Genomic DNA, 21561 nt, shown 5'->3' on the forward strand with positions numbered 1-21561 from the left:
GGCCTAGGTGCTCACGCTCGTGAGCTTCGCGCGGATGCACTGCGCGAGGTCGGCGACGGTGGAGGATTCGAAGATCTCGCGTTCGGTGAGTTTGACACCGAGCCGCTCCTCGATCGCGACCACACCGATGGCGATGGCCACCGAGTCGAGGCCGAGGTCGTCGATGAGTCGCGAATCCTCGTCGACGTCGGCGACGTCGAGGTCGAGATCCTCGGCGAGGATGGATTGCAGGGCGTCGTGCACGGTGTCGGACATGGGGCTTACTCCTTCGGGTGGGTGGGTGGTTTCGACAAGCTCAACCAGCGGGTGGGGCTCAACCAGCGGAGCGGGCTCAACCAGCGACGTGGGCTCGACCGGCGGGGGGGTGGTTTCGACAAGCTCAACCAGCGACGCGGGCTCAACCAGCGGATCGGGCTCAACCAGCGAGGGGGTGGTTTCGACAAGCTCAACCAGCGGATGGGGCTCAACCAGCGAGGGGGGCTCAACCAGCGGGTGGGGCTCGACCAGCGAATGTGAGACGAAATCGATTATCGCGGTGCAGATCTCGTCCGCGTTCTCGAGGTGGGGGTGGTGGCCGCGGCCGGCCAGCAGCCGCGTCTCGACCGGCGCCGTGGCCGCGCGCTCGATGCGCTCGAGTTGCGCCGGGGTGGCGTAGGTGTCGCCGTCGCCCTGCAGCACCAGCATCGGCGTTCTGATCCGTGCGATGTCGGCGGTGACGTCGAAGGCGGCGAACTCGTCGGAGAGCCACACCCCCGACCAGCGCGCGAACACCTCGTCGGGGTTGTCGTGGAACATCGCCAGCGAGGGTCGCACCGTGCTCGCGAAAGTGCCTGCGGTGCGGCGTATCCCGGCCAGAGTCGCTTCCTCGACGATCACGTGGGGTGCGATGAGAACCGCTGCGGCGGCGGCGAATCGCGCGGCGTAGAGCGCGGCGATCGTGGCGCCGTCGCTGTGGCCCACCAGAATCGGGCGGGTGACCCCGAGCGAGGCGAGCACGTCGGGGAGCACGGTGGTCGCCTCGTCGTGCAGGTAGCGCGCATTGCCGGGACCGTCACCCGACGACCCACCGTATCCGTGTCGCGAATAGGCGATCGTGGTGAGTTGCGCCCGCTGATGCAGCAGTGCGGGCAGCCGACCCCACTGTCCCGCCGACCCGAGTCCCTCGTGCAGGAAGACGACGGCGGGCCGGTCCGGGTGGCCGTCGTAGCGGATGTATTCCAGACTTCCGCGGGTGTGGGCGAGCGTCGGCATCCGATCACCACCTCTGCGCGGTGACGTCGAACATGTTGGCACCCAACTGACCCCGTCCCACGAACGACAGGCAGTCGGCTGGCTTCGCGGGCATGATCGAGCAGAACTGCACCTCCCGCAGCAGCCGCTGCATCGGCGCATCGGCGGCCATCGCGGCCGAACCGGTCACCTGCACAGCCCGCGCCGCGAGCGATTGCGCGGTGGTCCCGAGGTGAAACTTGGCGGCGTAGATCAGGGCGTTCGTCGACGTCTGCGAGCGCTGCTCGGTCACCGCCCGCGCGGCCGTCAGCGTCAGGGCCCTGGTGGCCTGCAGGTCCACGGTCATCTGGCCGAGGGCGGTGACCGTGTCGGGATCGTCGCGTCGTGTCGGGTCGGCACCGACGCGTCCGGTGACGAAGTCGACGATGGAGGTGGCCAGTCCCAGATAGGCACCCAGGTAGCCGGCCGCCATCCAATGCGGTTCGCGGACAGCCTTGAACAGCGACATGCCCTCGACGCCGAGAAACAGACGGTTGCGGGGAATCGTCGTCGCGTCGAGCCGCATCTGCGCGGTCGAGGTGCCGGCCAGTGCCGCACCGTTCCATTCGGCTCCGAACGAGACACCGGGATCGCCGGCGCTCACCACGAAGTGCGAGACCTCGAAGTCGTCGTCGGCAGCGAAATCGTTGTCGGGGCGGGCCGGTCGTGCGGTCACCACATAGTGGTCGGCGACCCCCGACAGTGACACAAAGGATTTGCGGCCGTCGAGCACGTAGTAGCCGGACTCGCCATGCTCGGACTCGACACGATAGGTGGTGCTCAGGCCACGCAACCGCGCCCCGTTGCCGGGTTCGGACGCGGCGGATGCGAACATCGCGCCGCGACCGATCACCTCCTCGATCACCCAGTCCCGAAACTGGGTGCCCCTGTCCCCCAACGCGTCCGGGTCGGCCTCGAAGAGGGAGCCGATCGCAACATTGTGCATGTTGTAGCCCAACGCGATCGCTCCGTTGGCGGCGCCGAGCTTCGCCAACACCTCGGTGTAGCCGGCGAAATCCAGTCCGATACCGCCGGATTCGACGGGGATCATCGCGCCGAGCAGGCCCGACTCCCGTATGAGCGCATAGGCACGGTCGGGGGCGACCTCACCGCGGTCGATCGGGTCGGCGAGGGCCTCGAGGTCGGCGGCGATGTCGTCGACCAGGCCGAGTGCGGTGTCGCGGGGCGAGAGGGTGAACGTCGTCATGTCAGTCCTCGTTTCTCAATTCTCCACGGGGAGGCCGAGATCGCGCGCGATCATGATGCGCAGCAGATCGTTGGTACCCGCGTAGATGGAGGCGGCCACCGCACCCGACGCGTCGACGGCGTAGCCCGAATTGGCCACCACGGCACGCGCACCGAACAGTGGTGCCGCGGTGGTCTCGAACGCGAGCAGATCCTGGGCGCAGGAGATCTTGACCGCGGCGGCCTCGGTGGACAGCGAACTGAGCGTGGTGTTTTCGTCGTCGATGCGCCGGGCCATGTCGTAGACCAGGGTGCGTACCCGGTGCGCCAGGATCGCGAGGTCGGCGACGTGCGAGGCGACGAGCGGACTCGAACCGAGCCGGTGACCGAACTGCTCGCGTTCGGTGAGCCAGGCGCTGACCCGCGACACCGTGCGCGCCATGATGCCCACCGCGTAGCTCATCAGCAGCGCCCGTTCCCAGGTGGTGGTCGCCGCCAGGAAGGCCAGACCCGATCCCTCGTCGGCGACGAAGTCGTCGTCGGAGATGTGGACATCGTCGAAATCGACCGCACCCATGGGCACTTCGGTCAGCGCGGTCTTGGCGAAGGGCTCCGACCGGGTGATCCCGGCGCGGGAGGCGGGCACCAGCAGCGAACTCAGTGCGAAGGGATGACGGGCCGCGTCGGTCCGCGCGAAGGTGAGCACCAGGTCGGCCACCGGGGCCGCCGTGACGTATGCCTTGCGTCCCTGCAACCGCCACGATCCGTCGTCGGCGCGGGTGGCCGAGGTGCGCATGGACAGCGGATCCGATCCCCCGGTGTCCTCGGTGAGCGCATGACACAGCACCAGCGTGCCGTCGACGAGGCGATCGGCGTACTCGTCGAGCGGGCGCCGGGCGACCAGGCTCAGCGGCCACTGGATGCCGAACAGTTGCGAGGCGAATGCGTAGCACAGCCCGGCGGGCACCCCGGCGCGGCCGATGCCTTCGACGACCGCCACGGCATTGGTCACCCGGCCGCCGCCACGCGTACCCGACAACGAGTCCGTCAGCGCGCCGGCAACTGTCGGCGACGCCACCAGGATGCGCCACGCGTCGCGGTAGTCGGCGCCGGCGATACGGGAAACCTGCTCGGCGAGTTCTGCGGCGACCCGCTCGGCGATCGTCGTCGGATCAGCGGTGATGGTTGCGGTCACCGCGGTTCCTCGGCGAGCGCGCAACTCACGGCGGTGTGCAGGGTGGTCGGTGTACGGAAGTTGCGTGCCACCACCAGGTTTTCGGGCAGTTTGCGGCCCACCCTCGATTCGAGGTCGCCCACGATGGTCACCAGGGTGAGCGAGTCGAGCATGCCGGTCAGCAGCACTTCGGTGTCGGGTTCGACGGTCTCGGCGCGGCCGTGGCGCCGGGAAATGGCGGCGGCGACGATCCCGCACACCTCGTCCACCGAGATCGGTTCGGTCAGTTGCGAATTGGTGGGGGTCATCATCGATTCTCCTCGTCTGCGGCGATCTCGGCGAGCTTGGTGCGGTCGACCTTGCCGCGGCGGTTGATGGGAAGTGGTGAGTAGGAGCGGATGTCGTCGGGTTGTGCGGTCACCGGAAGTCGTTCACGCAGGGCCGCGTCGACGGTGCTGACCGCTGCGGCCGCGGCCGGCGAGTTCGCCGGCGCTCCGGCGTCGACGAACAGCGTGATGCGGTTGTCGCCGCCGGTGGTCACCGCGGCGGCGCCGAGTAGTCCGGCGGCGGTGACGGCGATGGTCTCGATGCCGGCGAGGTCGATGCGGTAGCCGTGCCGTTTGATCTGGTCGTCCACCCGGCCCCCGAGGATCAGCCGGCCGGCGTCGTCGGTGCGGGCCCGGTCGCCGGTGCGGTAGGCGCGGCGGCGGATTCCGTCGGGGAACGTCACCTGCACGGTGGGGTCGACGAGCGCGCCGTCGATCACGTAGCCGGTGAGCAGGGTGGGCCCGGCCACCACCAGTTCGCCGTCTACGAGGCACGTCGACACACCGTCGATGGCGGTGCCCACCGGAACCGGCTGGTCCGGTCGCCACGCTCGCATGTCGGCACCGGTGCACACGTTGGTTTCGGTGGGCCCGTACCAGTTGTGCACCGCTGTGTGGTCGAGCGTGTGGAGCAGATCCTGCAGTGCGCCGGGCGGATACGGTTCACCGGCGAATGCCACGGTACGCAGCGACGCCACGGTGCGCCGGGCAGCGGTCATGGCGGCGACCAGTCCGCGCAGCAGCGTGGGTACCGCGTAGAGGACGGTGATCTCGTTGTCGGTCAGCCAGTCAAGCGTGTCGGCGGGAAATGCCTTGAGCCACTCCGGCATCAGTACCGCGGTGGCACCGCTCAGGGCGGTGGCGAAGATGTCGAAGGTGCTCAGGTCGAAGGTCAGTGCCGCCTGTGCGGCCACCCGGTCGCCGACACCGAGGTCGAGACGGGCGGCGGCCCAGCGGACGAAATGGGCGACTGCACCACCGGCCAGCAGTACACCCTTGGGGGTACCGGTGCTGCCCGAGGTGAACAGCAGATACCCGCCGGGTTCACGTGCCCGGCCGTGGTCGGCGACCCAGGGACTCGGCCCCGTCGATACGAAGGTGGCCAGCGCGAGGCGGTCGTCGAGCGTGCGGATCTGCGCGTCCTCGAACGGGCCGGAGTCGACGCTCTCGACGGCGATGACGGCGTGGGTCAGCGCGGCCTGGCGCACCAGTTCCTCAGTGCGAGTGGGCGGGTCGACGACGTCGAGGGGCGCCACCACCGCGCCGGCGGCGGTCACCGCGTGAATGGCGACGACGGCGTCGGCCGACCGCGGCAGGTACACCGCCACCGCGCCGGTGTCGTCGACGCCGGCCTCACGCAGCAACTCGGCGAGGTGACGTACCCGCTCGTCGAGTTGCCGGTAGGTGAGATCACCCGTCTCCGACGCGATCGCGCAGCGTTCGCCGTGCGCCGCCGCGGCCTCGCGCAGGATCTGCGCGAGGGTGCCGTCTCCGGTGCCGGGGGTCGTGGTTTCCGGGGCGGACAGGGTCTCCATACCGATCAGACCCGTCCGGCGGGCGCACCGGCCGTGGCCGCCTCCAGCAGCGGGCGCAACGCGTTCTTGTCCATCTTGCCCAGCGGGGTGAGCGGCATCTCGTCGATGATGCGGACGACGTCGGGCGACTTGTAGGCGGCCAGCCCCGCATCGCCGAGGAACCGGGCGAGAGTCCTTCGTGTCGGCGACTTTTCGGCATCCGGCTCGACGACGACGAAGGCGACGGTCCGCTCACCGAGCATCGGGTCGGGCGCACCGATCAGTGCCACCGACCGGATGTCGGGGTGCATCAGAAGCACACCCTCCACCTCGGTGGCCGCGATCTTCTCACCGCCGCGGTTGATCTGGTCCTTGATGCGTCCGGACACGATGAGGTGGCCGCTGTCGAGGCGTCGCACCAGGTCGCCGGTGCAGTAGAACCCATCGGGGGTAAAGGACTTCGCATTGTGTTCGGGTGCGTCGAAGTAGCCGCGCAACGTGTACGCGCCGCGCACGGTGAGCTCGCCCACCTCACCGTTGGCCACCTCGTTGCCGTCGGCGTCCACGACGCGGATCTCGTCGTACTCCGACACCGGGACGCCCTGGGTGGTGCACAGCAGGTCCGCAGTGTCGTCGAGATGTGTTGCGCAGAACAGTCCTTCGGACATGCCGAGGATCTGTTGCAGGGTGGCGTCGAACTCGTCGACGATGCGTCGCGCCTCGTGGTCGGAGAGCCGGGCCGAACCGATCTCGATGATGCGCAGCGAAGTCAGGTCGGCCGTGGTGCGTGCGCGTTCTTCCAGCCACAGCGGCACCAGTTGCGGGTTGATGGCCGTCATGGTGACGCCTTCGCGCTCGATCAGGTCGAAGCACACCGACGGATCTGCGTTGGGGGCCAGCACCACCGTGCCGCCCACGCGCAGGGTGGCGAGGATACCCGGGCAGTTCCAGGTGTAGTTGAACGCGATCGGCAGGACCGCAAGGTACACGCTGGTCGCGTCGAGGCGGCTGCGTTCGCCGGCCGCCCGCGAATTGTATTGGTAGTCGTCGTGGGTGCGGCCGATCAGTTTCGGCATGCCGGTGGTGCCGCCGGAGAGCAGCAGCAGTGCGATGTCCGACGACGCGACGCTCTCGTCGATCGTTTCGGTACCGTGACCGAAAAGTGCGGTGTAGGAGTGGAAACGGGGGTCGGCGGCGTGCTCGCCGAGATCGCCGACGATCACCACCGCACGCAGCGACGGTGCGGATTCGGCGATCTGGTGTGCCAGGCCGCGGTGATCGAACCGGTTGAACACGTCGGTGGTCACGTATGCCACCGCCCCCGTGGCGCGCGCCAGGTGTCCGATCTCGGCGTGACGGTGACCGGGCTGGGTGTGCACCGGTACCGCGCCGAGACGCTGCAGCGCAAACCACGTGACGATGAACTCGGAGGTGTTGGGAAGCTGCAGCAGCACGGCGTCGCCGGTGCGCACGCCCAGCGCGCGCAGCCCGTGGGCAACCTCGGTGGCCCGATCAGCCAACTGCCGGTATGTGATTCGCTGGTCACCGTCGACCACGGCGGTCGACGGACCGAAACGGTCGGCCCACGCGTCGAGTGCGGCACTGAAGGTCGTGCCCTCCCACAACCCGAGGTCGCGGTAACGCTGCGCGTAGGTGTCGGGCCAGTCGGGGACCTTCTCGCGGATGGTCGGGGTGACGGTTGCGGTGTCGGTCGGGTGGGTCATGCCTGCCCCTGTTCTGCGGAGACCATTTCGGCCACCTGCTCGTCGGTCATGTCGGCGATCTCGCAGTAGATCTGTGCCACCGCATCGAGGCGCGTGGTGTCGGAGGACCGCGCGATCATCCGGTCGGCCAGGCCACGGACGGTTCGGCCCAGGAACAGATCCCCCACCGACACCTCCCGCGTGTCGAGGCCCTCCATGACGCGTGCCACCGCCAGGGTGCCGCGCACCGAGTCGCCGCCGATGCGGAAGAAGTCGTCGTCGATGCCCACACGCTGCACCTCCAGCACGTCGCCGAGGATGAGGGCCAGCGCGCGTTCGAGCGGACTTCGTGGCGCCACATAATCATCGGCGGCGTAACGCCTCTCGGTGAGAGCGAGGATCGCGGTGTGGTCGATCTTGCCGTTGCCGGTCAGCGGGATCGTGTCGGCGACCTCGACGAGTTCGGGCACCATGTAGCTCGGCAGGGTGCGGGTCAGCGCGTCGCGGGCGCGCTCGGCGAGGGTCTCGATACCCTCGCTCGTACCTCGCTCAGCATTCGCAGCGGGAACCACGAGTGCGCACAGGCGGGCGGCACCGCGGCGGCTGTTGATCACCACCACCGCGTCGGCGATGCCGTCCACGCTGCGCAGCGCCGCCTCCACCTCGCCCGGTTCGATGCGGTAGCCGCGCAGTTTCACCTGGTTGTCGATGCGGCCGAGGAACTCGATCTCGCCGTCGTCGCGGTAGCGCACCAGATCGCCGGTGCGGTACCAGCGGTGCCCGTCGTAATCGACGAACCGTTCCGCGGTGCGCACCGGGTCACCGAGGTAGCCCTCCGCCAATCCGGTTCCGGCGACCCAGAGTTCGCCGGCCACCCAGTTCGGGCAGTCCAGCCCGCTGTCGGCGGCCACCACCCGGCAGCCCACCCCGGGCAGCGGACGACCGAACGGGACGTTGGCCCAACCGGGGATGTCGCCGTCGAGGATGTCGCGGGGCACCACGCAGAGGGTGTGGTGGATCGACGTCTCGGTGCAGCCGCCGAGCCCGGCGAACACGACGTCGTCGGCGCACAGGGTGAACGCGCGGCGCGGCAGGTCGACGCCCACCCGGTCGCCGCCCACCACCACCGTGCGCACCGTGCGCAGGCTGTCGGTGCCCTGCGCGGCGGTGAGGATCATGTCGAGAATGCCGGGGACACAATAGAGCTGGGTGACACCGAACGTGTTGATGAGTGCTGCGATGCGCTGCCCGTCGCGGCGGGTGGCCTCGTCGATGGTGACCACCGAACCGCCGACGTCGAACAGTCCGAAGGTGTCTTCGATGGAGAGGTCGAATTCGAGCGCCGACAGGGCTATCGACCGGTCGGAGGCGGTGACACCGAACGCATCACGGCACCTTTCGAGGGTGTTCATCACCGCGCCGTGCGACACCGCCACACCCTTGGGCGTGCCCGTCGACCCGGAGGTGAACAGAATGTAGGCGATCGCATCGTCGGAACCCGCATGCGGGGGAACAGAATCCACGTCGTGGTCCGCGGCCTGCGCGATCGGCAGCACCGGCACCGACCCGGACTCGCGCGTCCCGGCGTCGCCGACGATGGCCGCGGCGATCCCCGCGGTGCGTTCCATCTCCGCGCGACGCGCCGCCGGCTGATCCATCCCGATCGGGAGGTAGGCGGCACCGGCGGCCAGCACACCGAGCACCGCGGTGAGCTGATCGGGACCCTTGGGCACCTGGATCGACACCGTGTCGCCGGGCGTGACCCCGGCGGCGCGCAGCGCGGCGGCCACCCGCAGCGCGGAATCGGCGAGTTCGCCGTAGCTGCGTTCGCGGATCGCCCCGTTGCGGTCGAGGTGCACAGTCGCCACCGACGTGGGCGTGTGCGCCGCCACCTCGAAGAACCTTTGGTGCAACAGTTTCCGTGAGCGCTCGGCGGGCCGGAAGTTGTCGGCTCGGCGCCGATCGAATTGCGCCTTGTCGGGTTCATGGTCGAGCGGCGCGTCCCAGTCGGCGTCGTCGGCGAGCAGCCGGTCGAGGATCGCGCTGTAGCGTGCGAACATCGCGTCGATCACCCCGGGGAGGAAGGCGTGTTCGCGCACGTCCCAGTTGACGAGCAGCCCGCCGCGCAGTTCGACCACCTGGGCGTCGAGCGCCACCTGCGGGCCCTGCGACACGATCCACACCGGATCGCCGAAGGTGTCGAGCACCTCGGGTGCGAACAGTTCACCGAGGTCGAGTCCGCTGGTGTAGACCACGGGGGCGAGGACCGCCTCACCACGATAGCGACCGAGGTCGCGGATCACGTCGAGACCCGGATACGCCGAATGCATCGCGCTCGCATGCAAACTGCCCTGCAAGGACTTCACGAAGTCGAGGAACGAGCCGGGCGTGGTGGTGTCGACGGTGACCATCACCGAACTACTGAAGTCCCCCACCAGGTTCGACACGTCGGGGTGGAACGGTTCACGATTGAACAGCGGCAGGTTGAGCAGAAAGCGCTGTGCGGTGGACCACCGGCCGACGACGTCGGCGAACACCGCGGCCAGCACCACCGCGGGTGTCACGCCGCGCCGGTGGGCGGCGCGCATCAGGTTGGCCTTCTGAGTGGGCGTCACGTGGTAGTTGCGTCGCGTGGTGAGGTGCGGGTCGGCGCGCTGCGCCTCGGGTACCAGCGGTAGCTGCGGAGGGTCGGGCAGTTCGTCGAGATGTTCGCGCCACCAGGCCTGTTCGGCTTCGCGTTCGGCGGCGTTGACCTCACGCTTCTGCGCCAGGTAGTCGCGATACTGGTAGCCGATCGGTGCGAGCGAATCGCCGCGGCCGGTGTAGAAGGCGGCGAGATCGGCCATCAGGGTGCGGTAGCTCATGGCGTCGGCGGCCAGCATGTCGACGTCGACGTGCAGGCGCCCGCGGCCGTTTGGAAGGCGAGTGAGGGCGACGTCGAAGACGTGCCCGGCGGCGACGTCGAGGAGTTGATGTGACTTGACGTGACGGAGCCGGTCCAGTTCTGCGGCAACATCTTCCGGTGTCCGATCGCGAAGGTCGTGCACCGAGAAGACGGCGGGCGAGGGTTCGTCGGCAACCACCTGCCTGCCGTTCTCCCCGAAACGCGCACGCAGCATCTGGTGACGGTTGACGAGGTCGTGGACGGCGGTCCGGAGGTGTTCGGGGTCGAGATCAGCGCCGTCGAATTCGGCGTAGAGGTGAGCGGCGACGCCGCCCATGGACTGCTCGTCCCGGCGACCCACCCAGTAGGCGTGCTGCATGGTGGCCAGCTCGAACGACTCGTCGTCGCCGGTGACGCCCGGGGTGCGGGCAGCGGAGGTGATCTCGGCGGCCGTCGCGACCCGCGGGGCGCGCCGCGACAGTAGCGCCTTCCACGCGGCGACGGTGGGGTCGGTGGCGAGCGCGGCGAAGTTGACGTCGTATCCGCGTTCGCGCAGCTGGGAGGCGATGCGGATCATGCCCATCGAGTTGAGTCCGAACTCGATCAGGTCGTCGCCGTCGGTCACCTCGTCGATGTCGTCGGCGATGTGGTCGGCGAGAAGACGACGGATCTCGTCGTCTGCGATCTGCGTGGCGCTGGTCATTCATCCCTCCGGCGATGGATCGGTGACACGTGACTGCTGGACGGCATCGTGCCGATCGGCACTCCAAGTGAGGTTAGCCTAATCAATCCCCCGTAGTGTAGGGGGGTGAGCAAATTCAACGAGGCACGCCACGAACTGATGCGCCGACGCCTACTCCGGTCGGGGTTGGGCACCGCAGACGCCGGCGCCGCCGACCAGACCGCTGCGCCAGCATTGCCCGCGCAACCCGGATTCCAACCGGGCGAGGCACGAATGTGGAAGATCTACCGGCTCGATCCGGCGTCGGTGTCGCACAACATCGGCCTCGTCTTCGATATCGACGGCGGCCGGTCGAGCTGGGAGATGGTGGCCGCCACCGAAGTGTTGATCGATCACTGCGATGTGTTGCGGTCGGTGATCGTCGATGCCGACGGCACGCCGCGGCGGGTGCCCGCGAATGTTGTAGGAGGCTGGTCGACCCCCGAGATCACTTGGGATTGGGGCACTTTGCCGTCGGAGTCGGTGGTTTCCGGAACCGGGCGGCCCGAAGCGTGGACCCGGGCCGAGATCGATCGCGACGCACAGACACTCACCCGATCTCCGTTCGACCTGACCGCACAACCGCCGCTGCGTGCCCGCGTCTACGTGCGCACCGACGGCGGTACGGCGGTGGTGTTGGTGGTGCATCATCTCGCGGTCGACGCCACGTCGTGGCCGACCCTGATCACCGCCCTGTTGCACGGATCGTGGCCGACGGATCGGGATATGCGGGTATCCGCACCGTCTGCTGCACAACCCGATGTGGCGGCGGCCCTGCGGCATGCGCTCGACACGTGGGCCGCCGACGATGTGCGCTATCCGCTGTCGGGCGAGTTGCCCACCGACTCCCCCGCCGATAGTTGGCTCGCTCCGATGGACGACGGCGCCGGTTCTCGCCGCAGCGTGCCGGTGGATCCCGCCGACGTGGCCGCGCTGGCATCCGTCGCGCCGGAGGTGGGTGCCACCATCAACACGCTGCTGCTGACGGTCTGCGCGCTCAGCGTGTACGCGGTGACCGGCGCCGCCGACCATGTGCTGGTGGTGCCCGCCGACAACCGCCATCCGGCGCACACCCCCGATCGGGTTGGCTACAGCGGCAACATCATTCCCAAACGGTTCCGGTTCGATCCGGACGCCCCCGTCCGCGACGCGCTGCGGGATTCGGCGGCGAGGATCTTCGCGTCGATGGAGTTCGCCGGCGTCGACTACGGCACCATCTTGACCGCGCTTCGCGGTGCCGGCGGGCGCTTTCCGGTCGCCGAGGTCATGGCGTCGGTGCGCGACGCGCCGCACCGCGGGGTGGCGATTCCCGACGGGCTCGACGTGAGCTGCCGGTCGGTGTTCACCGGGGTGGCGAACTACCCGCTGGCGTATGCCTTCGAGTTCGACGCCGACGACGCACTGCACCTCGAACTCGATCACCGGCCCGACGTGATCGACGATGCCACCGCGCGCGCTGCCGCCGATGTGGCGCTGGCGCTCATCGCGCGGATGCCGTCGTCGCTGAATGTGCCGCTGGGGGAACTGATCTCGTCAGTGACGCCGGCTCGATCCCCGGCCTGACCTGGGGCTCCGGGAGCGTGGCTACCGGCTGGTCTGTACGGCCCGCCGGTAGCCGCGCACCGCGAGCGGCCCGAACACGACGATGAGTCCTGCTGTCCAGGCCAGTGTCCACGCCAGCGGCACGGCTACCGCGCCGCCCTCGGTGAGGCCGCGCATGGTGTCGATCGCCGGACTCATCGGCTGGTAGCGCACCACCGGTTGCAGCCACCCCGGATACTCGGAGACCGGCGCAAATCCGGTGTTGAAGAACAACATCAGCAGGAACAGGCCGCCGAGTTGCTGGATGGCGGCCTGCCCGGAGGATACCGTGGCCAGCGCCAGCACCGGCACCGCGAACCCGATCGCGAACACGATGGGCACCAGGATCGCGCCGATACCTGCGACAACGCCCTGTTCGAAGCGGAAGCCCAGCGGCACCGCCACCAGGAACAGGATCACCGTCGCCATTCCGGTGCGCAGACCCTCGGCGAGGAGTCGCCCGGCGAGAAACCCCGACCGCGGCACCGGTAGCGTCCACAGCCGTGCGAGCAGGCCCGAATCGCGTTCGTGGATCAGGGTGATCGCGGTGGCCAGAGTGCCGAACATGGCTCCGACGAGGGCGACGAGTCCGGTGTTGCCGTAGACGCTGTCGCCGCCGCCCATCGCGGTGACCGTCTTGCCCAGCACCAGTTGGAACATCAGCAGCATGAACGCGGGGAAGGCCACCGACTGCACCACGATGCCCGGATCGCGTGCCCAGGTGCGTAGCAACGCACCGCTGTGCACCGCGGCCTGTCTCGGCAGCGACACCGACCGGCGGCGTGGCCATGCGGCCGACGTGGCGTCGGCGCTGCGCTGGCCGGCGCTGCGCTGGTCGGCGGTGTGATGGTTGGTGGTGTGGCTCAACGGTTCACCTGCGCCCTGCCGGTCTGCACGATGACCAGCCATCCCGCCACCAGCAGCCCGGCCGTCCACAGCAGCACCGCGGTGAGATCCGGATTGCCGGGTGCGGCGAGCCCGCGCAGCGCGTCGGCGTACACCGAGAGCGGCTGATTGCGGACGAACGGCTGTATCCATTCCGGAAAGCCTTCTGCCGGAACGAGTCCGGTGGAGGCCATCACCAGGATGAGTTGTGGGATCATCAGCACACTCGCGATTCCCACCGAGTTGCGCGCAACTGTCCCGAGTGCGTCGGTGAACATGCTCAGTGCCAGGCCGAAGGCGATCACCAGCACGAAGAACAGCAGGGTGTGCGCGGCCGAACCGTCGAACCCGAAGCCCAGTGCCGAACCGATCGCGAGGCCACCGGCGAGCGCGAGAATCAGTCGCACGATCACCCACGTCATCCGGCCCAAGGTGGGCGCGATCCGCGGGATCGGCAGCGACGCAAGGCGTTCACGCACGCCCGCGCGGGCATCTTTGCCTGCGGTCTCGGTGGCCGTGATGGCGGTGAACAGGCACGCCTGCAGCAGGATGATGGGGGTGAGGAATTGGGCGTAGTCGCCGCCGGTCAGCTCGAAGCGGCGGTGCAACGGCACGTAGAAGCAGACGAAGAAGACCACGGGACTGAGGAAGGCGAGGACGGCGTCGCCCGAGCGCACCGCCGCCTTGATCTTCTGCGCCGAGAGGGTCGCGGTGGCCGCGACGAGTCCGACCGATGTGCGGGTGGCACTGCCCGCACGGGTGCTGGTGGCGTCGGCATCGAGTGCGGTGGCCATCAGCGACTCTCCGTCAATTGCAGGAACACCTCGTCCAGAGACGGTTGCCGCAGCCCGACGTCGACGACGTCAACGTGTGACACCTGCAGTCGGGCAATGACATCGGCGACGGTGGCCATACCCTCGGGGGCGCGGACCACGATGCGCGGATGCGCCTGACTCGCGGCGGTGGAGCGTGCCGACTCGGGTGATTCCATCACCTCGAGGCCGTCGAGCACGGCCAGGACGCGAGACGTGTCGTCGCGGTCGGCGAGGGTGACCTCGCAGACCGCCGCTCCCGCCTGTTGTTTGAGGTCGCCGGGTGTGCCGGAGGCCACCACCCGGCCGTCGTCGAGCATCACGATGCGGTCGGCGAGCCGGTCGGCCTCTTCAAGGTACTGGGTGGTGAGCAGTACCGTGATGCCCTCGGCTCGCAGGGTCGACACCGTGTCCCACACGGCATTTCGGCTGCGCGGGTCGAGTCCGGTGGTGGGTTCGTCGAGGAACAGCACCTCTGGCCGGGTGACCAGTGCGCTGGCGATGTCGACGCGTCGGCGCATGCCTCCCGACAGTGTGCCGACGCGCTGGGTGCGCACGGACGCGAGATCGAACATCTCGAGTAGTTCGTCGACCCGCGCCTTGAGCGGATGGCCATGTAGGCCGGTGAGTTTGCCGAAGACAGAAAGGTTTTCGGTGGTGGTCAGCGCCTCGTCGAGTGCGGCGTACTGGCCGGTGAGCGAGATGAGTTCGCGCACCCGGGCCGCCTGCGACACCACGTCGCATCCACAGATCCGTGCGGTGCCGGAGGTGGGTCGTTGCAGGGTGGAGAGCAGGGTGACGGTGGTGGTCTTGCCGCTCCCGTTGGGGCCGAGCAGTCCGAGGACCTCGCCGCGCCCGACGTCGAAAGAGATTCCGCGCAGGGCGTGTACCTGGCCGTAGTCCTTGGCCAATTCCGAGATCTCGATCGCCACATCCGACGACATCGATGGCCTCCTCGTTCGACGGTGGGCGCGCAACACCGCACCCGCACGTTTCTTAGGTCAGCCTAGACTAACTAGCCGAGTGCGGATCAACCCCCTGCGGCGTCGTCGCACATCTGGGCGACCTGCGCGATCACGCGGTCGAGGGGTTCGACGCTGCGCTGGGTCTGACACAGGCCGACCGCGCCCTCGATGGATGCGATGACGAGGTAGGCGAGCGAGTCGGCCTGCTGCGGCTCCACGCCTTCGTAGGCCAGGCGGGCGGCGATCAGTCGCAGCCAGTGGCCGAAGACCTGCTCGGCCTCGTCGGCCACCTGCGGCTCGGATTGCCGGGCGAGTCCGCCGGCCAGGACGGGGCAGCCGAACTCGTAGTCGCTGCTCAGCAGCATGCGCCGCCACACGTCTCCGATCGCGGTGACGGTATCGGCGGGCGTGCCCGTCGTGCGATCGCTGAGCCTGCGGGAGATGTGTTCTCCCGCATGACGAACCGCCTCTGTCATCAGCTGGGTCTTGCCGCCCGGGAAGTGGTGGTAGATAGAGCCTCGCGGCGCGGAGCTGGCGGCGATCACGTCGCCGATGGAGGTCCCGGCCACACCGCGTCGGCCGATCAGGTCGGCAGCGTGCGTGATCATCCGCTCACGGGGCCCCCGCGATTCGGACTTCTCGGACTCCCGGCCATCCGCGCCGCCGGATTCGCCCTTCATCGTCGACACATCTCCTATGTAGACCTTCATAATCGAGTGGTTCTATGCAACCATACATAGTCATGACCGACATTTTGCGGAACTCCCCGTCCACCGATCCGAGCTCACTGTCGGGACTCGAATTGTTGCGCGCGTGGCAGGCGAAAACCGACGACGATCACCCGAGCATCGGCCGGCTGCTCGGGATGCGCGCATCGCGTATCGACCCCGGCGAGGTGGAGTTCGTGGTGACGCCGAAGCCCGATTTCGCCAATCCGCTCGGCACCGTGCACGGCGGCATCTGCGCCACGCTTCTCGACTCGGTGATGGGCTGCGCGGTGCATACGATGCTGCCCGCCGGCGTCGGCTACACCACGCTGGAACTCAAGGTGAACTACATCCGTTCGGTACCGCTCGACGGTGGGGATCTCACCGGGGTCGGCAGCACGGTCCACGTGGGTGGGCGTACCGCGACGGCCGAGGGCAAGGTGTTCGGGGCAGACGGCAAGCTGGTGGCGCACGGAACCACCACGTGCATCGTGTTCCGTTGAGCCGCTTACCTTTCAGCGATCAGGCCGCGACCAGATACTTGTCCCGCAACGCGTGCAGCGCGTCCTTGCCGAGGCCGAGTCCGTCGACGAAGTAGCCCTCGATATCCCCGAACTTCTCCTCCACCTCGGCGAACGCGGTGTCGAGGTAGGAGGCGTCGACACCGAGAACCGGCTTGAGCACGTCGGGATCGCCGCCGGCTTCGGCGAACTCGTCGAACAGCGGTTTGAGCGCGGGTACCAGGCGATCGTTGGTGAGCAGGTAGTCGTGGTAGACGTCGTCCTTGGACACCCCCACCAGCGACAGGAACGACGCGGCGGCCCAGCCGGTGCGGTCCTTGCCGGTGGTGCAGTGGAACAGTGACGGTCCCGCGTACTCGCCGAGCAGACCCTGATAGAACCCCGTGTACGACGACACCGCGCTCGGCAGCGTGACGAGTTGCCGGTAGGTGCCCGCGATCAGTTCTTTGGCCTTGTCGGCGTCGAGTTCCTTCGACACCAGCGCGACCGTCTTGGGGTCGGAGAGGACGTGCTGGAGGTTTCCCGGGATCGCGGTGGTGGCGTCGGCGAGAACGTCGAGATGGATGTCGCTGACGTCGGGGATGTCGGGGTCGGGCTGCGCGCGTCGTTCGACGGCCGAACGCAGGTCGTAGATCGTCCGGATGCCGAGATTCTCGAAGGGGGCCAGGTCGACGGTGGCCATGAAGCTGAAATCGGTGGAACGGTAGAGCACACCGGGGGCGGTGACCTTGCCGTCGAGTCCGGTGTATCCGCCGAGGTCTCGCAGGTTCGGCAGGGTTCGGATCGGGCTCGGGGCACCAGGTGTTTCGGTCATATCGCCATTGTCGCCCAGATGGCGAATGAACCGAGGCACGGGTCCCGATCATCAACTCCGATGGGCACAGATCACTCGGTTGCTTCGAGTGAGTTCGACTCCGGTTCGTCGGTGACGGGTACCGCGCACACGCCGTCGGAGCACACCATTTCGGCTGTGCCGCCGATCATCGCGAACGCGGCCTGCGGCGAGCCGTCTGCGGAGAGTGTTGCGGCGGAGAGTGTTGCGGCGGCGTCGGGTGCGGTGCCGTGGTCAGGCATCGCTCCGCTCCGATGCCGCGCGACTCAAGGCCTCGGTGAAGACCTCGGGGGGTTGCGCCCCCGACACTCCGTATCGTCCGTCGACGACGAAGAACGGGACACCGTTGATGCCGTAGCGACGCGCCTGGTCGATGTCGGCGGCCACCGCGTCGGCGTAGACGCCCGACTCGAGTGCCGCGAGGGTGGCATCGCGGTCGAGGCCGATGTCGGCGGCGAGGTCCGCGAGCTCGTCGACCTGTCCGAGGTGACGTCCTTCGGTGAAGTAGGCGCGGAAGAGCCGTTCGGCCATGTCGAGTTGGCGGCCTTCGGCTTTGGCGTGGTGCAGCAACTCGTGCGCCTTGAGTGTCTTGGTGTGCTGGAGGACGTCGAATCGGTAGTCGAGGCCGGAATCGGCGGCGATGGCGGTTACCTGGTCGAGCATCTGCTGCACCTGCGCGGGGGCGATGCCTTTGTGTCCGGCGAGGAAGTCGATCTCCGATCCGTCGAAGTCGACCGGGGTGTCGGGTGCGAGCTCGAAACTGTGGTACGTGACGCTGACATCGTCGGCGCCGTCGAACTGCGCCAGGCCGGCCTCGAATTTGCGCTTCCCGATGTAGCACCACGGGCAGGCGATATCGGACCAGATGTCGACGTTGATGGAGCCACTCACATTGCGATCCAACAACGTCGCGTCGGAAACGATTCCGCCGGGCACGCTCGAAGCGGTTGTGGGCACGCTCGACGGGAGGGTGAGCGCGTGTTTTCGCTGGTTGAGCTTGTCGAAACCACCCCGGGCACGCTCAACGGGAATCTGGGCACGCTCAACGGGATTCTGGGCACGCTCGACGGGAATCTGGGCACGCTCGACGCGGGTCCGGGCACGCTCGACAGGATTCTGGGCACGCTCAACGGGAGGGTGAGCGCGTGTTTTCGCTGGTTGAGCTTGTCGAAACCACCCCGGGCACGCTCGACGCGGATCTGGGCACGCTCGACGCGGATCCGGGCACGCTCAACGCGGATCTGGGCACGCTCAACGGGGACGGACCTCACCACCTCCCGCTGGTTGAGCCGCCCGCCCGCTGGTTGAGCTTGTCGAAACCACCCCGGGCACGCTCAACGCGGATCCGGGCACGCTCAACGCGGATCCGGGCACGCTCGACGCGGATCTGGGCACGCTCGACGCGGATCTGGGCACGCCCGACGCGGATCTGGGCACGCCCGACGCGGATCTGGGCACGCTCGACGGGATTCTGGGCACGCTCGACGGGATTCTGGGCACGCTCGACGCGATTCTGGGCACGCTCGACGCTGATCCGGGCACGCTCAACGGCAGGTTGAGCGCGTGTTTTCGCTGGTTGAGCTTGTCGAAACCACCCGACAGCGTCGCCTCAGACGTCGAGGTACTTCTCGCGCAGGGCCTGCTGCTCATCGGGCGAGATGCCCAATGCTTCGGTGAAGTACCCGTCGACGCTGCCGTATCCGTCGGCGACCGCGGCGAAGGCTGCGTCGAGGTAGGCCTCCTGGACGCCGAGGAGTGGCCGAAGGAGGTCCGGGTCGCCGCCGGCTGCGGCGAATCCTTCGAAGACCGGCGCGATGGCCGGCAGGAACAGGTCGTTGGTCAGCAGGTAATCGTGGTAGACCGCATCACGTTCGACACCGAGGAGCGTCAGGAAAGATGCAGCGGCCCAACCGGTTCGGTCTTTGCCCGCGGTGCAATGGATCAGCCCTGCGTCGGCCTCGGTGAGCAGGCCGCGGAAGAGGGCGCGGTACGAGGTGCGCGCGCTCGGCAGTTCCACCAGTTCTCGGTAGGAGGCGATGAGCGCCGCGACCCCCTCGCCGCCCGCAAGGCGCTGATTGGCCGCGGCCACGATTTCCGGGTCGCTGAGCACCTTGTCGAGGTTGGCGGGTACCGAGATCGCCTCCGCGTCGGCGAGCACATCGAGATGAACGGCGATGACGTCGGCGACGGCCGGGTCCGGTGACGCCTCGACCTCGGCCGCTGATCGCAGGTCGTAGATGGTGCGCACACCGAGCCCGAGCAGCGCCCGACTGTCGTCGTCGGACATCTTGTCCAGGGCCGCGGACCGGAATACCTGGCCACGCCGGACCACTCGCCCGTCCGTCGTGGCGTGGCCGCCGAGGTCGCGCAGGTTGTTGACCGTGGGCAGGCTGACGTGCTCGGCGATCGGATCGCTCATGGGGTCCATGGTGTCAGATCTGGGAGAGGCCCCGCGATACAACCGCGGCGTGTGCGGGCATTCAGGACAATAATTGTCGCGAAGCTGCTGTGTGGCCGCGGTTGTATCAGCATCGGCTCTTTTCCCGACGATCAGACACGACACACGCCGAAGGCCGGCCACCCGCGTGGGTGACCGGCCTTCGGTGTGTAACGCGTTGTGAGCGTTGAGTTCTGAGCTAGATCAGAATCCCATCCTCGTCTTCAGACGAGATCAGAATCCCATCCTCGTCGGAGACGAGATCAGAATCCCATGCCGCCCATCTCGTCGCCGCCCGGCATCGCCGGGGCCGGGTTCTTCTCCGGCTTGTCGGCAACCACGGCCTCGGTGGTGAGGAACAGGGCCGCGATCGACGCAGCGTTCTGCAGCGCCGAGCGGGTGACCTTCACCGGGTCGTTGATGCCGGCGGCCAGCAGGTCCTCGTAGGTGCCGGTGGCGGCGTTGAGGCCGGTGCCCTTCGGCGAGTTGAGGATCTTGTCGGCCACAACACCGGGCTCGAGGCCCGCGTTGATGGCGATCTGCTTGGCCGGGGCCGAGAGCGCAACCTTCACGATGTTGGCGCCGGTGGCCTCGTCACCGTCGAGGGTGAGTCCGTCGATGGTGGGCTCCGACTGCAGCAGGGCCACGCCACCGCCGGCGACGATGCCCTCTTCGACGGCAGCCTTCGCGTTGCGGACGGCGTCCTCGATGCGGTGCTTGCGCTCCTTGAGCTCGACCTCGGTGGCCGCGCCCGCCTTGATCACCGCAACACCGCCGGCCAGCTTGGCCAGGCGCTCCTGCAGCTTCTCACGGTCGTAGTCGGAGTCGCTGTTCTCGATCTCGCTGCGGATCTGGGCCACGCGGCCGGCGATGGCGTCGGCGTCGCCGGCACCGTCGACGATGGTGGTCTCGTCCTTGGTGACGACGACCTTGCGGGCCTGGCCGAGCAGCTCGAGTCCGGCGGTCTCCAGGGAGAGGCCGACCTCTTCGCTGATGACCTCGCCACCGGTGAGGATGGCGATGTCGGCGAGCATGGCCTTGCGACGGTCACCGAAGCCCGGAGCCTTGACGGCGACGGACTTGAAGGTGCCGCGGATCTTGTTGACCACCAGGGTCGAGAGGGCTTCGCCCTCGACGTCCTCGGCGATGATCAGCAGCGGCTTGCCGGCCTGGATGACCTTCTCCAGCAGCGGCAGCAGGTCCTTGACGGTCGAGATCTTGCTCGACACGAGCAGGATGTAGGGGTCCTCGAGGACGGCTTCCTGACGATCGGCGTCGGTCACGAAGTAGCCCGAGATGTAGCCCTTGTCGAAGCGCATGCCCTCGGTGAGCTCCAGCTGCAGCCCGAAGGTGTTGGACTCCTCGACGGTGATGACGCCTTCCTTGCCGACCTTGTCCATCGCCTCGGCGATCAGCTCGCCGATGGATGCGTCGCCGGCCGAGATGCCCGCGGTGGCAGCGATCTGCTCCTTGGTCTCGACCTCCTTGGCGCTCTTGAGCAGCGACTCGGTGACGGCCTCGACGGCCTTCTCGATGCCGCGCTTGAGACCCAGCGGGTTGGCGCCGGCGGCAACGTTGCGCAGACCCTCGCGCACGAGCGCCTGGGCGAGCACGGTGGCGGTGGTGGTGCCGTCACCTGCGACGTCGTCGGTCTTCTTGGCAACTTCCTTGACGAGCTCGGCACCGATCTTCTCGTACGGGTCCTCGAGCTCGATTTCCTTGGCGATGGAGACACCGTCGTTGGTGATGGTGGGGGCGCCCCACTTCTTCTCCAGAACGACGTTGCGGCCCTTGGGTCCCAACGTCACCTTGACTGCGTCGGCGAGGCTGTTGAGACCCCGCTCGAGGCCGCGGCGGGCCTCTTCGTCGAACGCGATTTGCTTGGCCATGGGTAAGTGATCCTCCGATAGGGGGTGACACTAGGTTCGGTATGGCCGGAACATCGGTGCCCGCGACGGACGACCGGCGTGTCAGGTGCCGATCTCACCGTCCCGACCTAGCACTCACCGTACGTGAGTGCCAATGACCGTTTTAGCACTCGACCA

19 protein-coding genes and 1 pseudogene are annotated in these 21561 nt (G+C 68.0%); 3 read left to right on the forward strand and 17 right to left on the reverse strand.

The window, feature by feature from the left end; genetic code table 11:
* Window positions 1–3 precede the first annotated feature (3 nt).
* From ACWDTD_RS16000 to ACWDTD_RS16035, 8 genes and pseudogenes are all read right to left on the reverse strand, one after another.
* Entirely contained in the window at window positions 4–255 is a 252-nt protein-coding gene (locus ACWDTD_RS16000; RefSeq protein WP_449748155.1) for an acyl carrier protein, read from the reverse strand.
* Window positions 256–549: 294 nt separating this feature from the next.
* A pseudogene (locus ACWDTD_RS16005) lies at window positions 550–1251 on the reverse strand (alpha/beta fold hydrolase); the annotation flags it as partial.
* 4 nt (window positions 1252–1255) lie between these two features.
* Window positions 1256–2476: an acyl-CoA dehydrogenase family protein gene (locus ACWDTD_RS16010; RefSeq protein ID WP_449748107.1), complete on the reverse strand. Its 1221-nt coding sequence runs from the start codon at window positions 2474–2476 to the stop codon at window positions 1256–1258.
* Window positions 2477–2491: 15 nt separating this feature from the next.
* A complete protein-coding gene (locus ACWDTD_RS16015; RefSeq protein ID WP_449748108.1) occupies window positions 2492–3649 on the reverse strand; it encodes an acyl-CoA dehydrogenase family protein in 1158 nt (385 codons plus the stop codon).
* Window positions 3646–3939, reverse strand: coding sequence for an acyl carrier protein (locus tag ACWDTD_RS16020; protein WP_449748109.1), 294 nt, complete (start codon window positions 3937–3939; stop codon window positions 3646–3648). Before ACWDTD_RS16020 ends, ACWDTD_RS16015 begins: the two co-directional genes overlap by 4 nt.
* Window positions 3936–5489 carry an AMP-binding protein gene (locus ACWDTD_RS16025; RefSeq protein ID WP_449748110.1) on the reverse strand — a complete coding sequence of 518 codons (1554 nt, stop codon included), beginning with the start codon at window positions 5487–5489 and terminating at the stop codon, window positions 3936–3938. The genes ACWDTD_RS16020 and ACWDTD_RS16025 overlap by 4 nt, the downstream gene beginning before the upstream one ends.
* A gap of 5 nt (window positions 5490–5494) precedes the next feature.
* Window positions 5495–7192: a (2,3-dihydroxybenzoyl)adenylate synthase gene (locus ACWDTD_RS16030; RefSeq protein ID WP_449748111.1), complete on the reverse strand. Its 1698-nt coding sequence runs from the start codon at window positions 7190–7192 to the stop codon at window positions 5495–5497.
* The gene (locus tag ACWDTD_RS16035; protein WP_449748112.1) at window positions 7189–10758 is read right to left on the reverse strand and encodes an amino acid adenylation domain-containing protein; all 3570 of its coding nucleotides are present in this window, start codon (window positions 10756–10758) and stop codon (window positions 7189–7191) included. The genes ACWDTD_RS16030 and ACWDTD_RS16035 overlap by 4 nt, the downstream gene beginning before the upstream one ends.
* A gap of 105 nt (window positions 10759–10863) precedes the next feature.
* Between ACWDTD_RS16035 and ACWDTD_RS16040 the strand changes: the two genes are divergently transcribed.
* The gene (locus ACWDTD_RS16040; RefSeq protein WP_449748113.1) at window positions 10864–12339 is read left to right on the forward strand and encodes a condensation domain-containing protein; all 1476 of its coding nucleotides are present in this window, start codon (window positions 10864–10866) and stop codon (window positions 12337–12339) included.
* Window positions 12340–12360: 21 nt separating this feature from the next.
* Here the strand turns inward: ACWDTD_RS16040 and ACWDTD_RS16045 are convergent, their stop codons facing one another.
* The 4 genes from ACWDTD_RS16045 to ACWDTD_RS16060 form a co-directional block, all read right to left on the reverse strand.
* Complete coding sequence (locus ACWDTD_RS16045; protein WP_449748114.1) at window positions 12361–13224, reverse strand: ABC transporter permease; 864 nt, start codon at window positions 13222–13224, stop codon at window positions 12361–12363.
* On the reverse strand, window positions 13221–14036 hold the full coding sequence (locus tag ACWDTD_RS16050) for an ABC transporter permease (RefSeq protein WP_449748115.1): 816 nt from the start codon (window positions 14034–14036) through the stop codon (window positions 13221–13223). The genes ACWDTD_RS16045 and ACWDTD_RS16050 overlap by 4 nt, the downstream gene beginning before the upstream one ends.
* Window positions 14036–14998 (reverse strand): ATP-binding cassette domain-containing protein, encoded by a 963-nt coding sequence (locus tag ACWDTD_RS16055; RefSeq protein WP_449748116.1) that lies wholly within the window; start codon window positions 14996–14998, stop codon window positions 14036–14038. Before ACWDTD_RS16055 ends, ACWDTD_RS16050 begins: the two co-directional genes overlap by 1 nt.
* 86 nt (window positions 14999–15084) lie before the next feature.
* Window positions 15085–15699, reverse strand: a complete 615-nt coding sequence (locus ACWDTD_RS16060; RefSeq protein WP_449748156.1) for a TetR/AcrR family transcriptional regulator — start codon at window positions 15697–15699, stop codon at window positions 15085–15087.
* A 44-nt stretch (window positions 15700–15743) separates the two neighbouring features.
* Between ACWDTD_RS16060 and ACWDTD_RS16065 the strand changes: the two genes are divergently transcribed.
* Window positions 15744–16229 (forward strand): PaaI family thioesterase, encoded by a 486-nt coding sequence (locus ACWDTD_RS16065; RefSeq protein WP_449748117.1) that lies wholly within the window; start codon window positions 15744–15746, stop codon window positions 16227–16229.
* Window positions 16230–16248: 19 nt separating this feature from the next.
* Here ACWDTD_RS16065 and ACWDTD_RS16070 read toward each other — a convergent pair whose 3' ends face one another.
* From ACWDTD_RS16070 to ACWDTD_RS16080, 3 genes are all read right to left on the reverse strand, one after another.
* Window positions 16249–17061, reverse strand: a complete 813-nt coding sequence (locus ACWDTD_RS16070) for a tyrosine-protein phosphatase (protein WP_449748118.1) — start codon at window positions 17059–17061, stop codon at window positions 16249–16251.
* Window positions 17062–17132: 71 nt separating this feature from the next.
* Window positions 17133–17321, reverse strand: coding sequence for a hypothetical protein (locus ACWDTD_RS16075; protein ID WP_449748119.1), 189 nt, complete (start codon window positions 17319–17321; stop codon window positions 17133–17135).
* The gene (locus tag ACWDTD_RS16080) at window positions 17314–17970 is read right to left on the reverse strand and encodes a DsbA family oxidoreductase (RefSeq protein WP_449748157.1); all 657 of its coding nucleotides are present in this window, start codon (window positions 17968–17970) and stop codon (window positions 17314–17316) included. The genes ACWDTD_RS16075 and ACWDTD_RS16080 overlap by 8 nt, the downstream gene beginning before the upstream one ends.
* Window positions 17971–18057: 87 nt before the next feature.
* Between ACWDTD_RS16080 and ACWDTD_RS16085 the strand changes: the two genes are divergently transcribed.
* Window positions 18058–18387 carry a hypothetical protein gene (locus ACWDTD_RS16085; protein ID WP_449748120.1) on the forward strand — a complete coding sequence of 110 codons (330 nt, stop codon included), beginning with the start codon at window positions 18058–18060 and terminating at the stop codon, window positions 18385–18387.
* Between the two features lie 301 nt (window positions 18388–18688).
* Here the strand turns inward: ACWDTD_RS16085 and ACWDTD_RS16090 are convergent, their stop codons facing one another.
* Window positions 18689–19498 carry a tyrosine-protein phosphatase gene (locus tag ACWDTD_RS16090; RefSeq protein ID WP_449748121.1) on the reverse strand — a complete coding sequence of 270 codons (810 nt, stop codon included), beginning with the start codon at window positions 19496–19498 and terminating at the stop codon, window positions 18689–18691.
* Window positions 19499–19779: 281 nt separating this feature from the next.
* Window positions 19780–21405 (reverse strand): chaperonin GroEL, encoded by a 1626-nt coding sequence (groL, locus tag ACWDTD_RS16095; RefSeq protein ID WP_449748122.1) that lies wholly within the window; start codon window positions 21403–21405, stop codon window positions 19780–19782.
* Window positions 21406–21561 lie beyond the last annotated feature (156 nt).

The organism is Gordonia sp. NPDC003425 (genome assembly GCF_053588635.1).